At 62.4% G+C, this 16,809-nt stretch carries 14 protein-coding genes; 2 read left to right on the plus strand and 12 right to left on the minus strand.

From position 1 onward, the window contains the following. Positions 1-2 precede the first annotated feature (2 nt). Positions 3-3,446 carry a molybdopterin-dependent oxidoreductase gene (locus tag A7V84_RS19865; RefSeq protein ID WP_063492093.1) on the minus strand — a complete coding sequence of 1,148 codons (3,444 nt, stop codon included), beginning with the start codon at positions 3,444-3,446 and terminating at the stop codon, positions 3-5. A 19-nt stretch (positions 3,447-3,465) separates the two neighbouring features. After that, positions 3,466-4,944, minus strand: coding sequence for a short-chain fatty acid transporter (locus A7V84_RS19870; protein ID WP_051348314.1), 1,479 nt, complete (start codon positions 4,942-4,944; stop codon positions 3,466-3,468). Between the two features lie 130 nt (positions 4,945-5,074). Between A7V84_RS19870 and A7V84_RS19875 the strand changes: the two genes are divergently transcribed. Continuing rightward, the gene (locus tag A7V84_RS19875; RefSeq protein ID WP_025517484.1) at positions 5,075-6,010 is read left to right on the plus strand and encodes a LysR family transcriptional regulator; all 936 of its coding nucleotides are present in this window, start codon (positions 5,075-5,077) and stop codon (positions 6,008-6,010) included. An 84-nt stretch (positions 6,011-6,094) separates the two neighbouring features. Here A7V84_RS19875 and lon read toward each other — a convergent pair whose 3' ends face one another. The 4 genes from lon to tig all read right to left on the minus strand — a co-directional run bounded on the left by lon (position 6,095) and on the right by tig (position 12,137). After that, positions 6,095-8,515: an endopeptidase La gene (lon, locus tag A7V84_RS19880; RefSeq protein WP_025517485.1), complete on the minus strand. Its 2,421-nt coding sequence runs from the start codon at positions 8,513-8,515 to the stop codon at positions 6,095-6,097. Positions 8,516-8,766: 251 nt separating this feature from the next. Then, entirely contained in the window at positions 8,767-10,065 is a 1,299-nt protein-coding gene (gene clpX / locus A7V84_RS19885; RefSeq protein WP_025517487.1) for an ATP-dependent Clp protease ATP-binding subunit ClpX, read from the minus strand. Positions 10,066-10,170: 105 nt separating this feature from the next. Next, entirely contained in the window at positions 10,171-10,824 is a 654-nt protein-coding gene (gene clpP, locus A7V84_RS19890) for an ATP-dependent Clp endopeptidase proteolytic subunit ClpP (protein WP_025517488.1), read from the minus strand. Positions 10,825-10,826: 2 nt separating this feature from the next. Then, positions 10,827-12,137 (minus strand): trigger factor, encoded by a 1,311-nt coding sequence (tig, locus tag A7V84_RS19895; protein WP_025517491.1) that lies wholly within the window; start codon positions 12,135-12,137, stop codon positions 10,827-10,829. A 221-nt stretch (positions 12,138-12,358) separates the two neighbouring features. Between tig and A7V84_RS19900 the strand changes: the two genes are divergently transcribed. Continuing rightward, on the plus strand, positions 12,359-13,006 hold the full coding sequence (locus A7V84_RS19900; protein ID WP_082833000.1) for a TIGR00645 family protein: 648 nt from the start codon (positions 12,359-12,361) through the stop codon (positions 13,004-13,006). On the opposite strand, the gene A7V84_RS19905 is transcribed toward A7V84_RS19900, so the two are convergent. The 6 genes from A7V84_RS19905 to A7V84_RS19930 form a co-directional block, all read right to left on the minus strand. Beyond that, positions 12,990-13,196 carry a cold-shock protein gene (locus A7V84_RS19905; RefSeq protein ID WP_025517494.1) on the minus strand — a complete coding sequence of 69 codons (207 nt, stop codon included), beginning with the start codon at positions 13,194-13,196 and terminating at the stop codon, positions 12,990-12,992. The two genes, A7V84_RS19900 and A7V84_RS19905, sit on opposite strands and share 17 nt — an antisense overlap. 236 nt (positions 13,197-13,432) lie before the next feature. Beyond that, positions 13,433-13,984 carry a DUF924 family protein gene (locus tag A7V84_RS19910; protein ID WP_025517496.1) on the minus strand — a complete coding sequence of 184 codons (552 nt, stop codon included), beginning with the start codon at positions 13,982-13,984 and terminating at the stop codon, positions 13,433-13,435. Between the two features lie 73 nt (positions 13,985-14,057). Then, positions 14,058-14,261, minus strand: coding sequence for a cold-shock protein (locus A7V84_RS19915; RefSeq protein WP_012417169.1), 204 nt, complete (start codon positions 14,259-14,261; stop codon positions 14,058-14,060). A gap of 317 nt (positions 14,262-14,578) precedes the next feature. After that, positions 14,579-14,899, minus strand: a complete 321-nt coding sequence (locus A7V84_RS19920; RefSeq protein ID WP_025517497.1) for a hypothetical protein — start codon at positions 14,897-14,899, stop codon at positions 14,579-14,581. A gap of 631 nt (positions 14,900-15,530) precedes the next feature. Next, complete coding sequence (locus A7V84_RS19925) at positions 15,531-15,767, minus strand: putative hemolysin (protein ID WP_063492091.1); 237 nt, start codon at positions 15,765-15,767, stop codon at positions 15,531-15,533. A gap of 524 nt (positions 15,768-16,291) precedes the next feature. Then, on the minus strand, positions 16,292-16,501 hold the full coding sequence (locus A7V84_RS19930; protein WP_025517498.1) for a cold-shock protein: 210 nt from the start codon (positions 16,499-16,501) through the stop codon (positions 16,292-16,294). Between the last annotated feature and the right edge of the window lie 308 nt (positions 16,502-16,809).

Below are 16,809 nucleotides of genomic sequence, written 5' to 3' on the forward strand. Positions count from 1 at the left end.
GCTCAGGCGTCGATGACGATGTCGTCGGTCGGCACTGCCTGGCAAGCCAGGCAATCAGCGGGGTCTTCCGGCTCGCCGCCATGCAGGTGGCGCACCTTGCCCGCCAGCAACTGCACCGCACAGCTTTCGCACTGGCCGACACGACAGCCGGCCGCCATCTGCACGCCCAGCGATTCGGCGAAAGTCAGCAACGTGCCCTCGCCTGGCGTCCATATCGCCGCCTCCTTGCGTGATCGGGCGAAGCGCACGGAAAAACGCTGATCACCACCAGCCACAGGCGGCGGCGGCGAACGGAACACTTCGGAGAAGATGTCGAAACGAGGTACGCCACGCGCGCGCAACCCTGCACTCACGGCATCCATCATGGCCGGCGGGCCGCACATATAGAACCGTGCGCGCTGCGCGATCAGAACGTCATCGATCACGCTGGCGTCGATATAACGGCTATCGTCGAAATCGATTCCCGGCCTGTCCCCGGGCAACGGCGAGGTATAGAAATCCCGTACGTGCAGGTGCGGCAGGCGGGCGCGGTGCTGAGCGATGCGGGCGCGAAAGGCATGCGTGCGGCTGTTCTGATTGGCGTAGTACAACCAGATTTCCGGGCCCTCGGCGTCGTCAGGCAGGGACTCCAGCAAACTGACGAACGGCGTGATGCCTATCCCCCCGGCGATCAGGCACAGCGGTTGCGGCGAGCGGCGCGGCACCACCCACCCCCCGGACGGAGCGCGCAGCATGACGCGATCGCCCACCTTCAGACAACGGTGCAAGGCGCCCGACATGCGCCCCTCGAAGGGCATGCCATCGGCGTCCCGCCCGCGTTGATGGCGCACTGCGATGCTGTAACCGCGCCGCCCGGCCACCTCGGCCGCTCCGGTCAGGGAGTAGGCGCGCGACAGCGACCCGCCCTCGCCCTGCTCCAGGCGCAACTCGATATGCTGGCCGGGCCGGTAGTCGGGCAATGCCGTTTCCTCGAGCGGCTCGAAGTGAATGCCCAGCACCCCCTCGGCCTCCTCGCGCAAAGCGCTGACGCGAAATGCCCGGTAGCCCTGCCAGCGGCGCTGACGCAATTCAGTTGCCGGATCCAGGTCGACATTGCAAAGAAAAGAGCGATGCGGCACCGAGCCACTGACCGGATCACAGCGATCGGCCGAGATGAGCGCGTTGAAGTTGCTGCCGCCCGCCCCCTGCAGCGTCAGTGCTTCGCGGTCCAGCTCGCTGCAACCCTGCCACCAGCCGAACTCGGCGACCAGCACGTCATCGGCCAGCTGCGGGGTCAGGCGGGCCACGAAACGGGCCGCGCCCACGCGGGTGCGCAACCGCACCCAGTCTCCCTCCAGAATGCCCTTGGCATTGGCCAGCGCCGGGCTTAATTCCACCACCGGATCCGGCGCGCGCTTGCGCAGGGATACCAGGCTGCGATGCTGGCTGTGGCAATAGAAGCCGTTCTTGGCCGAGCTGAGCACGTAGGGGAAGCGGCCCTGGCGCGTGGCGCGGGGGTCGCGCGGAGAATCCGCCGGTTCGACAAAAGTCGGCAGCGCAGGCTGGCCATGCTGCAGCAGGCGTTCGGAATAGATCTCGACGCGCCGGGTCGGCGTATCGAAGCCGTGCACACCCCCATCGTCGGCGCGGGCAAATTTCCGCTCGGCCGCATCGACGGGGCAAGCCAGGCCTTCCGGATGCTGGCGCAGCCGGGCCACATCCAGCCCCAGCGGCGCGAGCATGTGATTCCAGCCGGCCTCCAGGCTGCCGTGGAAAAACTGCTCTCCCATGCCCAGGCGCACGGCCAGGTCAAACAGCACCTCATTATCCGAACGCGACTCGCCGCGCGGCGTCACCATGCGCTGGCGCAATTGCACCCAGCCAGCGGCGCGATCATTGATCTCGAAGCCGACCCGCAGGCCTTCACGCTCCCAGGGAGTATTGGCCGGCAGCAGGATGTCCGCATACTTCGCCGCGGGGGTCTCGAAGAGGTCCAGATGGACATGGAACTCCAGTTGCTCCAAGGCCTGCTGCGCCTCGGCCGTATCGCCCTGGGACACCGGCAGATTTGTACCGAAGGCCATCATGGCGCGCACCCGGTAGGGTTGCCCGTGCAGAATGGCGCGATACGTGTCGGCCGCCGTGACCCATCCGTGGGCCGCCGGGCCGATCGGACGGGCCTGCAGGCCGAGCGCCTTGTCACGCTGGCTGCGCGGCAACAACGCCAGGCTATTGACCGCATTGACCGGCGGACCGAGGCGCACCCGGTTTCCCCCGATGCGGTCGAAGCTGCCGCACAAGGCGTACAAGGTGGCTACCGCGCGTTCCGACTGGGTGGCGTTGGTATGCTGACCAATCCCCGTCCAGGCGTGATAGGCAATGCGGCGCAAGGACCCGAACAGATCGGCGGCCTGGCGCAAGACCTGCGGCGGCACGCCTGTGATGTGCGCCACCGTCTCGGGCGGATAATCGGCACAGGCGCGGGCCAGCAGCTCGAAAACCGGATGACAGATCAGCGCTGCCCCGCTCTCTGTCATGAGGCGAAACTCGCCACGCAGCCGGAACCCTCCCCCCTGATCGGCTGCGGCCTGCCGCGTGTCATACGGCACCGCCGCCTGAAGGGTGTCGTCCCACACCACGAAGCGATCATGCTGCGCCTGCGGCCACAATTCGCGTTCGCACAGAAAATCGCCGCTATCGGCGCGCACAAGCAACGGGGCATTGGTCCAATCGTGCACAAAGGCCGTGTCATAGCGCGCCTGCGTGATCAGCAGATGCATCAAACCGAGCGCCAGCGCGGCGTCGGTGCCTGGGCGCACCGGCAGCCAGACGTCGGCCTGCCGGGCCAGGGCCGTCGGCCGCGGATCGACCACGATCATGCGCGCCCCGCGCGCACGCCCCTGGCTCAGGGCATTGGCCTGGGCCAGCCAGGTATTGGCCGGGTTATGCCCCCAAAGGACGATCAGCTCAGCCTCGGCATAGTCGGCCGGCGGCATCCCGCAACCAAAGGTGAAGGCATGGGCGAAATCCTTGTGCCAATTGCAGATCTCGGTGGCGTAGCAGATATTGGGGCTGCCAAAGAGCCGCACGAAACGCTCGATCCAGTCGATGCTGTCGCTCAGCGGCGTACCGCTGGGCGTCGTCACGGCAAATACCACGCCCTCCGGGCCGCTTTCGGCGCGGATGGCGCCCAGGCGCCGGGCGGTCTCCCCCAGGGCCTCCTCCCAACTGATCCGCACCCAGCCAGGATCCGGGTCCCCCTTGGGACGCGTGCGCCGCATCGGATACAGCACCCGATGCGGGCTGTGCACCAGCTCCGGCGCAGACTTGCCCTTCATGCACATGGCCTGGCCGGTCGGGTGCGAGGGGTCGGGTCGCACCGCCACCAGGCTGTCGTCCTGCACCTCGTTGATCGTGCCGCAGCGCGAACGACACAGCGTGCAGAAGCCCTGCTTGAACTCCGTCATACCCGGTCTCGTGCAAGGCTCAAGGCATCACCGGCGGCACGTATTCCAGGGTACGACCCAGGAACCACAGCAGAAACAGCACCAGCGGCGTATGCACCAGCAGTTGCAGAAACGTAAAGCCGACGATGTCACGTGCCTTGAGCGCCAGCACCCCCAGCAAAGGCAGCATCCAGAACGGATTGATCAGATTGGGCAACGCCTCGGCGGCGTTGTAGACCTGCACCGCCCAGCCCAGATGCACCTGCAACTCGTTGGCCGCCTGCATCACGTAGGGCGCCTCGATGATCCACTTGCCCCCGCCGGAGGGAATGAAAAAGCCCAGCACGGCGGAATACGCCCCCATGACCACGGCAAAGGTATCAGTATTGGAAATGCTCACGAATACATGGGCGATGCGATCCGAAAGCGTCACCCCGCCATAGCCCTTCGCCGCCGTCAGCATGGCCGCGATGGCGCCATACAGCGGAAACTGGATGATCACGCCGGCCGTGGACGGCACGGCGCGGGTCACGGCATCCAGAAAACTGCGCGGACGCCAGTGCAACAGCATGCCCAGCATCAGGAACAACAGGTTGTAGGTATTGAGGCCCGAGATCGCCACCAATGGGCTTTTGGCCATGAACTCCTGCGCCAGCCAACCGAAACCCAGGGCGCACAGCAAAAGGGTCAGCAAGGGGCTGCGCTCGAACCACTCACCGGGCCGATGCTTGTCGCTGGCTTGCAACGCGGGCCGTTCGTCGGCCAGGTCCACACCCAGATCCTGGGCGGTGACGGCATTGCCGGCAGACGGGGCCGACCACATCGCCACCGCCACCGACACGATCATCAACACCAGGGCCATCACCAGCGATTGCCACAGGAAAATGGTCTGCCCGAAAGGAATCACGCCGGTAATATCGAGAATGCTCTTGGGCAGGCTGCCCGGATTGGCCTGCAACTGCGCAGCCGATGAACTCAGGCCCAGGGCCCAGGTCGCACCCATGCCCAGGTAGGCCGCAGCGCCAGCGGCGCGGTAATCCATGCGCAACTCGGTGCGCCGCGCCAGAGCGCGCGCATAGAGGGCACTGAAGATCAGCGACACACCCCAGTTGAACATCGACAGAATCATGCTCACCGTGGCCACATAGGCCACGGCCTGGCGGCCCGACACCGGGATGGCTGCCAGCCGCCGGATCAGGCGATCCGCCGGCGCCGAGGTCGCCACCACATACCCACCGACCGCCACCAGCGCCATCTGCATGGTGAAAACGATCAGGCTCCAGAACCCGTCGCCAAAAGACTGCGCCACGGCGCGCGGGCTGGCTCCGTTGAGCATGGCGGCCAATGCCACCGCCACGACCGCAATCGCGGCAAAGACAAAGGCATCCGGGAACCAGCGCTCGGCCCAGGCGGTAAAGCGCAAGCCCAGGCGGCTCAACAAGCCCGCAGAGGCGGCGTCCTCGGCCGGGCAAGCCGCCGAGCGCGAGGACTCCGTAGGTATTTTTGATGACGAAAGCATGGTTTGTCTCCAATGTCCGGAACTGTTGCCGTTCCTGCCCTCTCGGCGAAAGCGAGAGGGATTAGATGCTATCGATCCCTTTGGATTATTTATAATTCTTTAAATCTATAAACCAATATAGGCCCGACATATGACAGTGACCATCAAGCAATTGCAGCACTTCGTCGCGGCCGCCCAGACAGGCCAGGTATCGCGCGCCGCGCAACGCTGTTATGTCAGCCAGCCCTCGCTGACCTCCTCACTGAAGAATCTCGAATCAGCGCTGAACGTGGCGCTGTTCACCCGCCATGCCGGCGGACTTCGACTGACTGTGCAGGGCGAGGGTTTTCTACGTCACGCGCAACACATCCTCCATTCGCTGGACAGCGCAATCGAGGAAACCAAAAGTTCCGTATCGCCGGTGGAAGGATCGCTGCGCATCGCCATTACCGATACCGTGTCGGAATACCTGCTGCCCAAGATCATTGCCGCGCTGCGCAGCCAGCTCCCCAAAGTCGAGTTCGAGCCTGTCGAACTGGACCGCCTGGAGATCGAGCAAGGATTGCGTACCCGGGCCTTTGATCTGGCCGTGGTGCTGGTGTCCAACCTCTCGCCCGCACCCGACATTCATCGCGAGAATCTCCTGCAATCCGAACGCCGTCTGTGGACCGCGCTGGATCATCCCCTGGCCGGACGCAAGGACGTGACCTTGGAAGAGATCGCCGAACTCCCCTTCGTCCTGCTGGATATGGACGAGCATGTGGAAACCGTCCACCGCTACTGGAGCGCGGCCGGACTGACTCCCAAGGTGGTGTTCCGCAGCAAGTCCATCGAGGCCGTCCGCAGCCTGGTGGCGCAGAACGTGGGCGTGACGATCCTCTCGGATCTGGTCTTTCGTCCGTGGTCGCATGATGGCGGACGCATCCACCGCAGCGCCATGTCAGCGGCCGTGCCCTCCATGGACCTGGGCCTGGCCTATGCGCGCGAGGCGGTGCTCTCGCCGGCAGCCAATGCCTGCGCCGCCACCCTCAGGCTGCTGGCCAGGACCGTGCTGCGCCAATCCGGCCTGCAGGGCGAGGCTGGCTAGGGTCAGGCACACACAGCGGCATTAAAAAGGCGATAAAAAACCCGCCACGCTTGCGCATGGCGGGTTGGTATATCGCGCTCGGGCTTAATGCTTGATGACCGGGTCGCCCGACTCGACGGGCTTGGCCACCAGCGGCTCCTTGACCGGCTCGTCTTCCGACAGGGCCTCCGGCAGACGCTCCAGCGCGACCTCGAGCACCTTGTCGATCCAGCGCACCGGCACGATCTCCAGACAGTTCTTGACGTTATCCGGAATCTCGGCGAGATCCTTGACGTTCTCTTCCGGGATCAGGACAGTCTTGATGCCACCGCGATGCGCTGCCAGCAGCTTTTCCTTCAAGCCGCCGATCGGCAGCACTTCGCCGCGCAGGGTGATCTCGCCGGTCATGGCGACATCGGCGCGCACCGGAATACGCGACAACGCCGAAACCATGGCAGTGGTGATGGCAATCCCTGCCGACGGACCGTCCTTGGGCGTGGCGCCTTCCGGCACGTGCACGTGCATGTCGTGCTTTTCGAACACGCTGTCGGCAAAGCCCAGGCGACGGGCCCGCGAACGCACGACCGTGCGCGCCGCTTCGACCGACTCCTTCATCACGTCGCCCAGCGAACCGGTGCGCTGGATGTTGCCCTTGCCCGGCATGTCCGCCACTTCGATGGTCAACAGATCGCCGCCCACCTCGGTCCAGGCCAAGCCGGTCACCTGACCGATCTGATTTTCCTTTTCCGCCATGCCGAAGGTATAACGACGCACCCCCAGATAGCTGTCCAGGTTCTCGGCATTGACCTTGACGGGACGCTCGGCATCGCCCTTGGCGGTCAGCAATTGCTTGACCACCTTGCGGCAGATCTTGCCCACTTCGCGTTCCAGCGAGCGCACGCCCGCTTCGCGGGTGTAGTAGCGCACGATGTCACGCAGCGCGCTTTCGTCAACCGCCAGCTCGCCTTCCTTCAGGCCGTTGTTCTTCATCAGCTTGGGCAGCAGGTGGTCGCGCGCAATGCTGATCTTCTCGTCTTCGGTGTAACCCGACAGACGGATGACCTCCATGCGATCCAGCAGCGCCGGCGGGATGTTCAGCGTATTGCTGGTCGCCACGAACATCACATCCGACAGATCGAAATCGACCTCGATGTAATGATCCTGGAAGGTGTGATTCTGTTCCGGATCCAGCACCTCGAGCAGCGCCGACGAAGGGTCGCCACGGAAGTCCATGCCCAGCTTGTCGATCTCGTCGAGCAGGAACAACGGGTTGCGCACGGCCACCTTGGACATGTTCTGCAGGATCTTGCCCGGCATCGAGCCGATGTAGGTGCGACGGTGGCCACGGATCTCGGCCTCGTCGCGCACACCGCCCAGCGCCATGCGCACGAACTTGCGGTTGGTCGCCTTGGCGATCGATTGCCCCAGCGAGGTCTTGCCCACGCCCGGAGGGCCGACCAGGCACAGGATAGGCGCCTTGACCTTGTCCACGCGCTGCTGCACGGCGAGATACTCCAGGATGCGTTCCTTGACCTTCTCCAGGCCATAGTGGTCGTCATCCAGCACCCGCTCGGCGTTGTCCAGCGAGTTGTTGATCTTGCTCTTTTTCTTCCAGGGAAGATTGACCAGGGTGTCGATGTAGTTGCGCACGACCGTGGCTTCGGCCGACATCGGCGACATCAGCTTGAGCTTCTTGAGCTCGGCGTCGGCCTTCTTGCGCGCCTCTTTCGGCATGCCGGCAGCGATGATCTTCTTCTCGAGCTCCTCGATGTCGGCGCCCTCTTCGCCCTCGCCCAATTCCTTCTGAATGGCCTTGACCTGCTCATTCAGGTAGTAGTCGCGCTGGCTCTTTTCCATCTGCTTCTTGACCCGGCCGCGAATGCGCTTCTCGACCTGCAAGATATCGATTTCGGTTTCCAGCTGGGCCAGCAGGGCCTCCAGGCGCTCGGCGGTCGGCACCACCTCGAGCATCTTCTGCTTCTGCTCCAGTTTCAGGGGCAGATGGGCAGCGATGGTGTCGGCCAGGCGGCCGGCATCATCGATTCCGGCCAGCGAGGTCAGGATCTCGGGCGGAATCTTCTTGTTCAGTTTCACGTACTGCTCGAACTGCGCCACGATCGCGCGGCGCAGCGCTTCGGCCTCGGGGCCGGCAGACGTGTCGGGAGCGACCGGCGTAACCTGGCAGGTGAAGTGCGACTCGGCGTCCTGCACGCTGTCGATGCGCGCACGCTGGGCGCCTTCCACCAGCACCTTCACGGTACCGTCGGGCAGCTTGAGCATCTGCAGGATGCTGGCTACGCAGCCGATTTCGTAGACATCTTCGGGGGTCGGGTCATCCTTGCCGGCGGACTTCTGCGCCACCAGCATGATGCTCTTGCCCGCCTCCATGGCCACTTCCAGCGCCCGGATGGAGCGCGGACGGCCCACGAACAGCGGGATGACCATATGCGGAAACACCACCACGTCGCGCAAGGGAAGCAGCGGCAGGTCAATCGGATCTGAAGGCAGGGTCTGGCTTGCAGACATAGGGAGTTCCTCAGAAAAAAAGAGAGGGACGCATGGCCTCGCAAGGATGGCGTCGGTTACGTCTGATATGGGAACGATATCCCATAAATCAAGAGACAGCCCGGGAAGACGGTACCGAATGCAAAAAAAGTATCTGCATGCTGCGTCTTCAGGTGACCGCCCCCGTGCTCACCCTAGGTGATTTTCTGGCCTTGAGGCGGCCTGACAGCAAAAAACCCGTGCAAGACGGGTTTTTTGCCTGCCAATCAGCCTCAGGCTGCCGCGTCTCGGACCTCGCCCTCGGCCGGCTTGCCGGTTTCGGACGCCTCATCGGCATAGATCAGCAAGGGCTTTCCCTTGCCATCGATGGCGGCCTCGTCGAGCACCACCCGGGCCACATTGCCCTGCGAAGGCAGCTCATACATGGTGTCCAGCAAGGACGACTCCAGGATGGAGCGCAGGCCGCGCGCGCCGGTCTTGCGCTTGAGCGCCTTGCGCGCAATCGCATTGAGCGCCTCGGGACGCACGTCCAGCTCGGCGCCCTCCATGGCAAACAGCTTCTGGAACTGCTTGACCAGGGCGTTCTTGGGCTCGGTGAGAATCTGCACCAGTGCGGCTTCGTCCAGCTCGTCGAGCGTGGCAACTACCGGCAAACGGCCGACCAGTTCGGGGATCAGACCGAACTTGATCAGATCTTCCGGCTCGACCTCGCCGAACAGTTCGCCCACGCCACGCTCGGACTTGGCGCTGACCGATGCCGAAAAACCGATGCCGGACTTTTCGGTGCGGTCACGGATGACTTTTTCCAGGCCATCGAAGGCGCCGCCGACGATGAACAGGATGCTGGTCGTATCGACCTGGACGAAATCCTGGTTGGGATGCTTGCGCCCGCCCTGCGGCGGCACCGAGGCCACCGTACCTTCGATCAGCTTGAGCAGCGCCTGCTGCACGCCTTCGCCCGAGACGTCGCGGGTGATGGAAGGATTGTCGGACTTGCGCGAAATCTTGTCGATCTCGTCGATATAAATGATGGCGCGCTGCGCCTTCTCGACATCGTAATTGCAGCTTTGCAGCAGCTTCTGAATGATGTTCTCGACATCCTCGCCAACGTAACCGGCTTCGGTCAACGTAGTCGCATCAGCCATGACGAACGGCACATTCAGCATGCGGGCCAGCGTCTGGGCCAGCAGGGTCTTGCCCGAGCCGGTCGGCCCGATGAGCATGATGTTGCTCTTGGAGAGCTCGACCTCGTCGCCCTTGATCTCGCCGTGGCGGATGCGCTTGTAGTGGTTGTACACCGCGACCGCCAGCATGCGCTTGGGGCCCGCCTGACCGATCACATACTGGTCGAGGAAGGTCTTGATCTCGGCCGGGGTGGGCAACTCGGAGCGGATCGCCGCGCGAGCGGTGGCTTGCGCCTCTTCGCGGATGATCTCGTTGCACAGGTCGATGCACTCATCGCAGATGAATACGGACGGACCTGCGATCAGCTTGCGGACTTCATGCTGGCTCTTGTTGCAGAAAGAGCAATGCAGCACCTTTGCGTCTGCCGATCCCTTTTTTTCGGACATATATGTTTCTGGTCTCTGGTGGAGGATGCCCCTCTTGCGGGCAAGAGGGGCATTCAACGCTTATCGGACTTGGTAGCAGGGTCAGCAGGCCGGCAGCAGACGTTTTTAGACGTCTTCCCGGCGGGACATGACCTTGTCTACCAGACCATACGATACCGCATCTTCCGCGGACATGAAGTTGTCACGTTCCGTGTCGATGCCGATGCGTTCGATCGACTGACCGGTATTCTCGGCCAGGATGCGGTTCAGGCGCTCGCGCAGCTCAAGGATTTCCTTGGCCTGGATCTGGATATCCGTGGCCTGGCCCTGGGCGCCGCCCGAGGGTTGGTGAATCATGATGCGCGAGTTGGGCAGCGACAGGCGCTTGCCCTTGGTGCCCGCGGCCAGCAGGAAGGCGCCCATGCTGGCGGCCAGCCCGGTGCACAAGGTGGACACATCGGGCTTGACGAACTGCATGGTGTCGTAGATGGCCATCCCCGCATACACCGAACCGCCAGGCGAGTTGATGTACAGGGAGATGTCCTTGTCGGGATTTTCCGATTCCAGGAACAGCAACTGGGCGACGATCAGGTTGGCCGAGTTGTCGTTTACAGGGCCAACCAGGAACACCAGACGCTCGCGCAACAGGCGCGAGTAAATGTCATAGGCGCGCTCGCCACGGCCGGACTGCTCCACCACCATCGGGATATAACCCAGGCCAGTGGGCGTCACGGACGCGCCACCGTGCATTGCCGCATAGAAATCGGTAAATCGCTGCATTGTTACGCCATCCCCATCAGCTGATCAAAGGGTACTTTCTCTTCGGTGACCTTGGCATTGCCAAGCACGTGGTCGACCACGTTGTCTTCCAGCACGATCGCCTCGATCTCGGCGCGGCGCTGACGGTCAGCCAGATAGTAGCTGACGACCTGAGCCGGCTGCTCGTAGTTCTGGGCAAACTCTTCGATACGGGCGCGCACCTGCTCCGGCTTGGCTTGCAGCTGTTGCTGCTTGACCAGTTCGGACACCAGCAGACCCAGGCGCACACGGCGCTCGGACTCGCCAGCGAACACTTCGGCCGGCATGGGCATGCTGTCGGCATTGGGCACGCCACGCTGCTTGAGCTCTTCGCGGGCCTGGGCGATGCGGCTTTCCACATCGCTGTCGATCAGGGCCTTGGGCACATCGAAGGCAGCTGCGCCGACCAGAGCGTCCATGACGCTGGTCTTGGTGCGGGCCTGCGAGCGGGCCTTGACCTCGCGCTCGATGTTGCTGCGAATGTCAGCCTTGAGCTTCTCGACATCGGCATCGGCCTGGCCCAGGGCGCGGGCGAATTCGGCGTCGACTTCCGGCAGGATGGGCTCGGCCACTTCCTTGACGGTGATGGTGAACTCGGCGGTCTTGCCGGCGACTTCCTTGCCTTGGTAGTCCTCGGGAAAGCTCAGCGGGAACACCTTGGTTTCACCGGCCTTCATGCCGCGCGCAGCTTCTTCGAACTCGGGCAGCATGCGGCCCTGACCCAGCACGAACGGGAAGTTCTCGGCCTGGCCGCCTTCGAAGGGGACGCCGTCGATGGTGCCGGCAAAGTCCAGCACCACGCGGTCGTCGTCCTGCGAAGCGCGGTCCTCGCGGCTTTCGTAGGTGGCGCGCTGCTTGCGCAGGATTTCCAGGGTCTTGTCGACTTCGGCGTCGCTCACGTCGGTGGTGTAGCGCGTAACGGCCAGTTCGCCCAGCGCCGGCACGGCGACTTCGGGATACACCTCGAAGGTGGCGGAGAAGGCCAGCGTGCCCTCATCGACGCCTTCCGTCTTGGGTTCGAGCGAGGGGCTGCCGGCCACGCGCAGCTTGGCGCCTTCGACAGCCTTCTCGAAGGCACGGCCGATTTCGGCGTTGATCACATCGTAGCGGATGCTCGGGCCGTGGGTGCGTTCCAGCATGGCCATCGGCGCCTTGCCGGGACGGAAGCCCTGTACCTTGGCGGTACGGGCCACGCGCTTGAGCTGCGCCTGGACTTCCTTTTCTACGTCGGCCACCGCGATGGCCAGATCAACACGGCGCTCGAGGCCGGAGAGGGTTTCTACCACAGGCTGCATTAAGAGACCTATTTTCCGAAAGATATGAAGAAAACGAACCAGATAAACCGGCAATTTTACCGGAAAGTCGCCCGACGGCTTCAAGCCCCCCTCATCGGAGGGACGAAGCACCCGCTTCAGGGTTAGTGAATCGGTCGGATTGCCATAGGCGACCAGGGACGCGAGCCACGGAAGTATAGAAAATTCGCGCCGCCTTGACTCCCAACCCACGCCCCGCACTCATGAACCCACGCTCCCCATCCCGTCCAGGCATCCTGCCTGCCCTCATCTTCAGCTCGCGCTGGCTGCAGTTGCCGCTCTACCTTGGGCTGATCGTGGCCCAGGGCGTCTACGTCCTGCTGTTCCTGAAAGAACTCTGGAATCTCCTTTCGCAAGCGCACCGCTTCGGCGAGATGGAGATCATGCTGCTCGTTCTAGGACTGATCGATGTCGTGATGATCTCGAACCTGCTCGTGATGGTCATCGTGGGCGGCTATGAAACCTTCGTCTCGCGCCTGCGTCTGGAAAACCACCCCGATCAGCCCGAATGGCTCAACCACGTCAACGCCAGCGTCCTCAAGGTGAAGCTGGCCATGGCCATCATCGGCATTTCGTCGATCCACCTGCTGCGCACCTTCATCGAGGCGGGCAACCTGGGATCTCCCCTGGCACGCTTTACCGAAACCGGGGTGATGTGGCAGACCATCATCCACGTGGTGTTCATTCTGTCGGCCATCGGCATCGCTTATGTCGACCGCCTGGTCGGCAACGCCCAGCACCGGCCGCATCGCCGAGGGCAGCCAAGATTGCAGCCGCATCCCCAGCCGGGCCACCCGGCGGCGTCCCGGGACGCCGCCGGCTCCTCGCCGCGGGCTACCCCAGAATCATGATCTGCTTGGCGCTGGGGCCTTTGGGCCCCTGCCCCACCTCGAACGACACGCGCTGATTCTGCTGCAATGACTTGTAACCGTCGCTGCGGATTTCCGAATAATGGGCAAATAACTCCTTGCCGCCGTCATCCGGCAGGATGAAACCATAGCCCTTCTCAGCGTTGAACCACTTTACGATGCCCGTTGTCATGACGACTCCTCGAGGCAAGGCGCTCGCGCGCGAAACGCCTGGGTCGGCACGAGGCATGCAAACGAAGCATGACCGCCCTGCGCCGGATGTCCGGGCGACTGCCCCCAGTGTATGAGGGCATTTACGCAACGGTCAAAGTGTTTTTTCGGCTTCGGCAAGCGCCTTACCGACCGACACGGCTGGTTACCATGCCGCCCTAAAACGCATCCCGAAAACGCTGAAGAAGGATAATAGGATCATCCCGAAAATCCGCCATTGTCGAGAAAATTTTGTTCTTCTTCGCTGGTTGCGCGGCCCAGACTTGGATTGCGATGGGGAAAGCGCCCGAACCTGGCAATAACATCCCGGTGAATTTCCGCGTAGCGCAGCAATTCGCCGCCCAATGGCCTCATTAATCTGATGGCCTCATCCTGGGCTACCAAGTTCTCGGCATGTTCATATGGCAGATAAATAAATGCGCGCATTGCCTCGGGCACCTTCAAATCCAGGCCCCGCGTTACCGCGCGCTGTGCGATCGCCAGGGCCAGGCCGTCGGTCGCAAACATATGCCCGGTGCCACGGAAAGCATTGCGGGGGAACTGATCCAGCAGGATAAGCAAGGCCAGCACGCCCTCGGGCGTCTCCTCCCAGGCGGACAACTCGCCGCGCGCCGCCGCGTAGTGCGCCGCCAGAAAACGATCATGGAAACGACGATCAAATGCTGCATCGCGGGCAAACCAGGCGGCAGGCCCGGCTTCGCGCCAGAAATCGACAACCGCAGCGGGTGTCACAGAGTTCAAGTCAGACATGGATCAGCTCCAGAATGCAGAAAAGCCCCTTGCGGGGCTTTCCGTCGGCTTCGATTAGTAGCCTTTCAGACCATTAGATCAGTTGGATCTTGGTGGCCTGCGGACCCTTCGGGCCCATGGCGGTGACGTAGCTCACGCGCTGGTTTTCTTCCAGGGTCTTGAAACCGTTGGACTGAATTTCCGAGAAGTGCGCAAACAGATCCTTACCACCCGATTCCGGGGTGATAAAGCCATAACCTTTTTCCGCGTTGAACCACTTAACGACGCCGGTTTCCATACTGTATTTCCTAAGATTTAATGAGTGCCAAGCACCCGGGGACCACGATGCAATCAAGGAGGGGACAGTAGAACAATAACGTTCGCCGGAACAGGCACGGCACTGAACAAATATCGCGACACTTGATCTCTCGTACCGCAACTATCCTTAAGTCCCAACTCCAAGTCAAGATAATCTATAAAAATGCGTCGGAAGTATGCAACAAATAGAAACTGCAGTAACTCGCAGCCTTTCTCTGCACATTCTTTGTACCCGTCCGATTTACGATTAATCAATAAAAGCGTAAGCCGACTATGGTATTCATCGGCTCACGAGATTCATTCTTCTATGGGCACTCCCAGCAAGTCGAGTGCCGCCGCGAAGCAGTCCGCATCGGCGCAGAAGAACACCACCACATCCGTCGGGTTCATGTTCTCGAGCACCTCGTCGATCTGCTCCTGGGCGCTGCCCACCGCATCCACCGATGCCGCATGGATCGCCGCCCCCTCTGCCAGAGCCTCCGGTGGCACGATGTCGGCAATGGCATCGAGATCCGGGGCGCCCAGCACCAGGTAGACAGCGAAACTGGCGCCATCACACTCTGCCAGCAGGCTTACTCCATATTCAAACTCGCCGGTCTGACGGCTGTGAATTTCCATTCAGATACCCTCCATGGGCTCAGTTTTCCATAAAGAAACAGGCCCGCCCATAATGCCGACGCTCGCGGCCAGACGCATTATATTCAGGCAATATTGGAGCAATATGAAACGAATATGGAACTGAGTAAATATAAGACTGTTTAACCCATCTTTGGGCCGCAGCGAACCCATTCTGCGCCAGAGCGATGGGCTCGACGCAGAGCGCTCACGCGACTTCCGGCCACCGCCACAGGGTGACCAGGCCATCGAGCCAGAAGACAGGAGAAAGAGATGACGACGCTGCCGCAGCATCCCGGCTTGTGGCAGCGCCACATGCGGAACGACGGCGCGCCCACGCACCCGCCAAAAGCCATCTGAGGCCTTGCAGGTAGCCGAAAGCGCTCCGGCAGGACATTCTGTAGGGATTTGGGGCGCCGCCCCGGCGAACTGCTTCAATCAACCAACCACCTGGCCCGCTTTCCGGACCCCAAACCAAACACGCAAAGTGGTTGATTCCAATAGACTGGTGCATGAGCCTAAGCGTCCAAAACGCTCTTCATGCATCCGGGAAGAAGTCTACCGTACTTTTTCCCCGGCACCAAGCGAAAGCGTCTGCGGGAGACGCCCCGAGGCGGAACCGCAACATCACGGGTCAGCGCGCTGCGGGAAGATCCCGTCGATACAAGGCCCACTCTTCGATCTCGACCCCATCGGCCAGGCGACAAATTCCCACCTGCCCTGAGCCGGATTGACGAATTTCCAGCCGGCCGCCTGCCTCGATGCAGTAGACCGAGGCAGGATTGGCCATACCCACGGAGGGCGGGGCCGCCCCCTCATCCGCCCCGCAGCCGGCAAGCATCGCCACTGCGGCACATACAATTTTGTTCATGGCGCTCCTGCCCTTTCCCGGACCCGCTTGCGGCCTTTTTTCCAGGCCGCCCGCAATCTTAAGACTCTCCGCCATGCCAGGGGGCTCAGACAGTCTGAACGGCGCACCGACTGAAGTGATGCACCGCCGCGGCCACGGCCCGAAGGCCGGACGGCCGCAACGAAGGAAACCCGAGGCTCAACGCCCGCGCGAGGCGCCTCGACCCACCGGCTTTCTGTCGTGCGCCGCGCTTGCGCGCCTGATACCGGCATTGGGAGCCTGTGCCGGCCAGCCGCCCTTGCCCGGCGCCGGCTCAGCCCGCTGCGGCTTGCCTTTCTTCGGTGCACTCTCTTTCTTATCCATTGCAACCTCTCTTGATCAACGGATGGCCGCGGCAGAGTGCCGCAGCAACCTGGCGAGCATAGGCCACATCCGAGAAAATAGCCCGTGGCGGCAGAACCCCCACCCCGGATATGACAAGAGCCGACCGGGCCCAGGCCCAGGTCGGCTCCAAAGCTGAACCGCCGCCGTCAGGCGGCCGAGGCTCAGATCACTTCAATCTTGGTCGCGCAGGGACCCTTCTGGCCCATACCAGCAACAAACGAGACGCGCTGGTTTTCCTCGAGCGACTTGTGGCCGCTGCCTACGATTTCCGAGTAGTGCGCAAAGAGGTCTTTACCACCCGACTCCGGCATGATGAAGCCAAAGCCCTTGTCGTTGTTGAACCACTTCACTACACCCGTTTCAGTTTTCAATGTCTTTCCTAAGTTGGCAGGGAAACGTATCCCTGCCCCGACTATGGACTACCTGGGCAGTGAAAGATAGCAACGTTACCAATTAGACCAATCGGGCTGCCCGGACAGACATCGCCCGCCCCCCTCAAAAATCCATGGATCGCAAGCAAAAAAAACGCGCCATCGAGCGCGGCGTGTTGGATTCACGCCGCGCTCGATGGCGCGTTTACTTCGTCCCGAAAAGCGGACCGGCTAGCGGCCCGCCCCATGGACGCATCGGACATTGTTGACGAAATGCTGCCATTCCCATGCCAACAACTGCCGACCTC

The organism is Bordetella trematum (genome assembly GCF_900078335.1).
Classification (GTDB): Bacteria; Pseudomonadota; Gammaproteobacteria; order Burkholderiales; family Burkholderiaceae_B; genus Bordetella; species Bordetella trematum.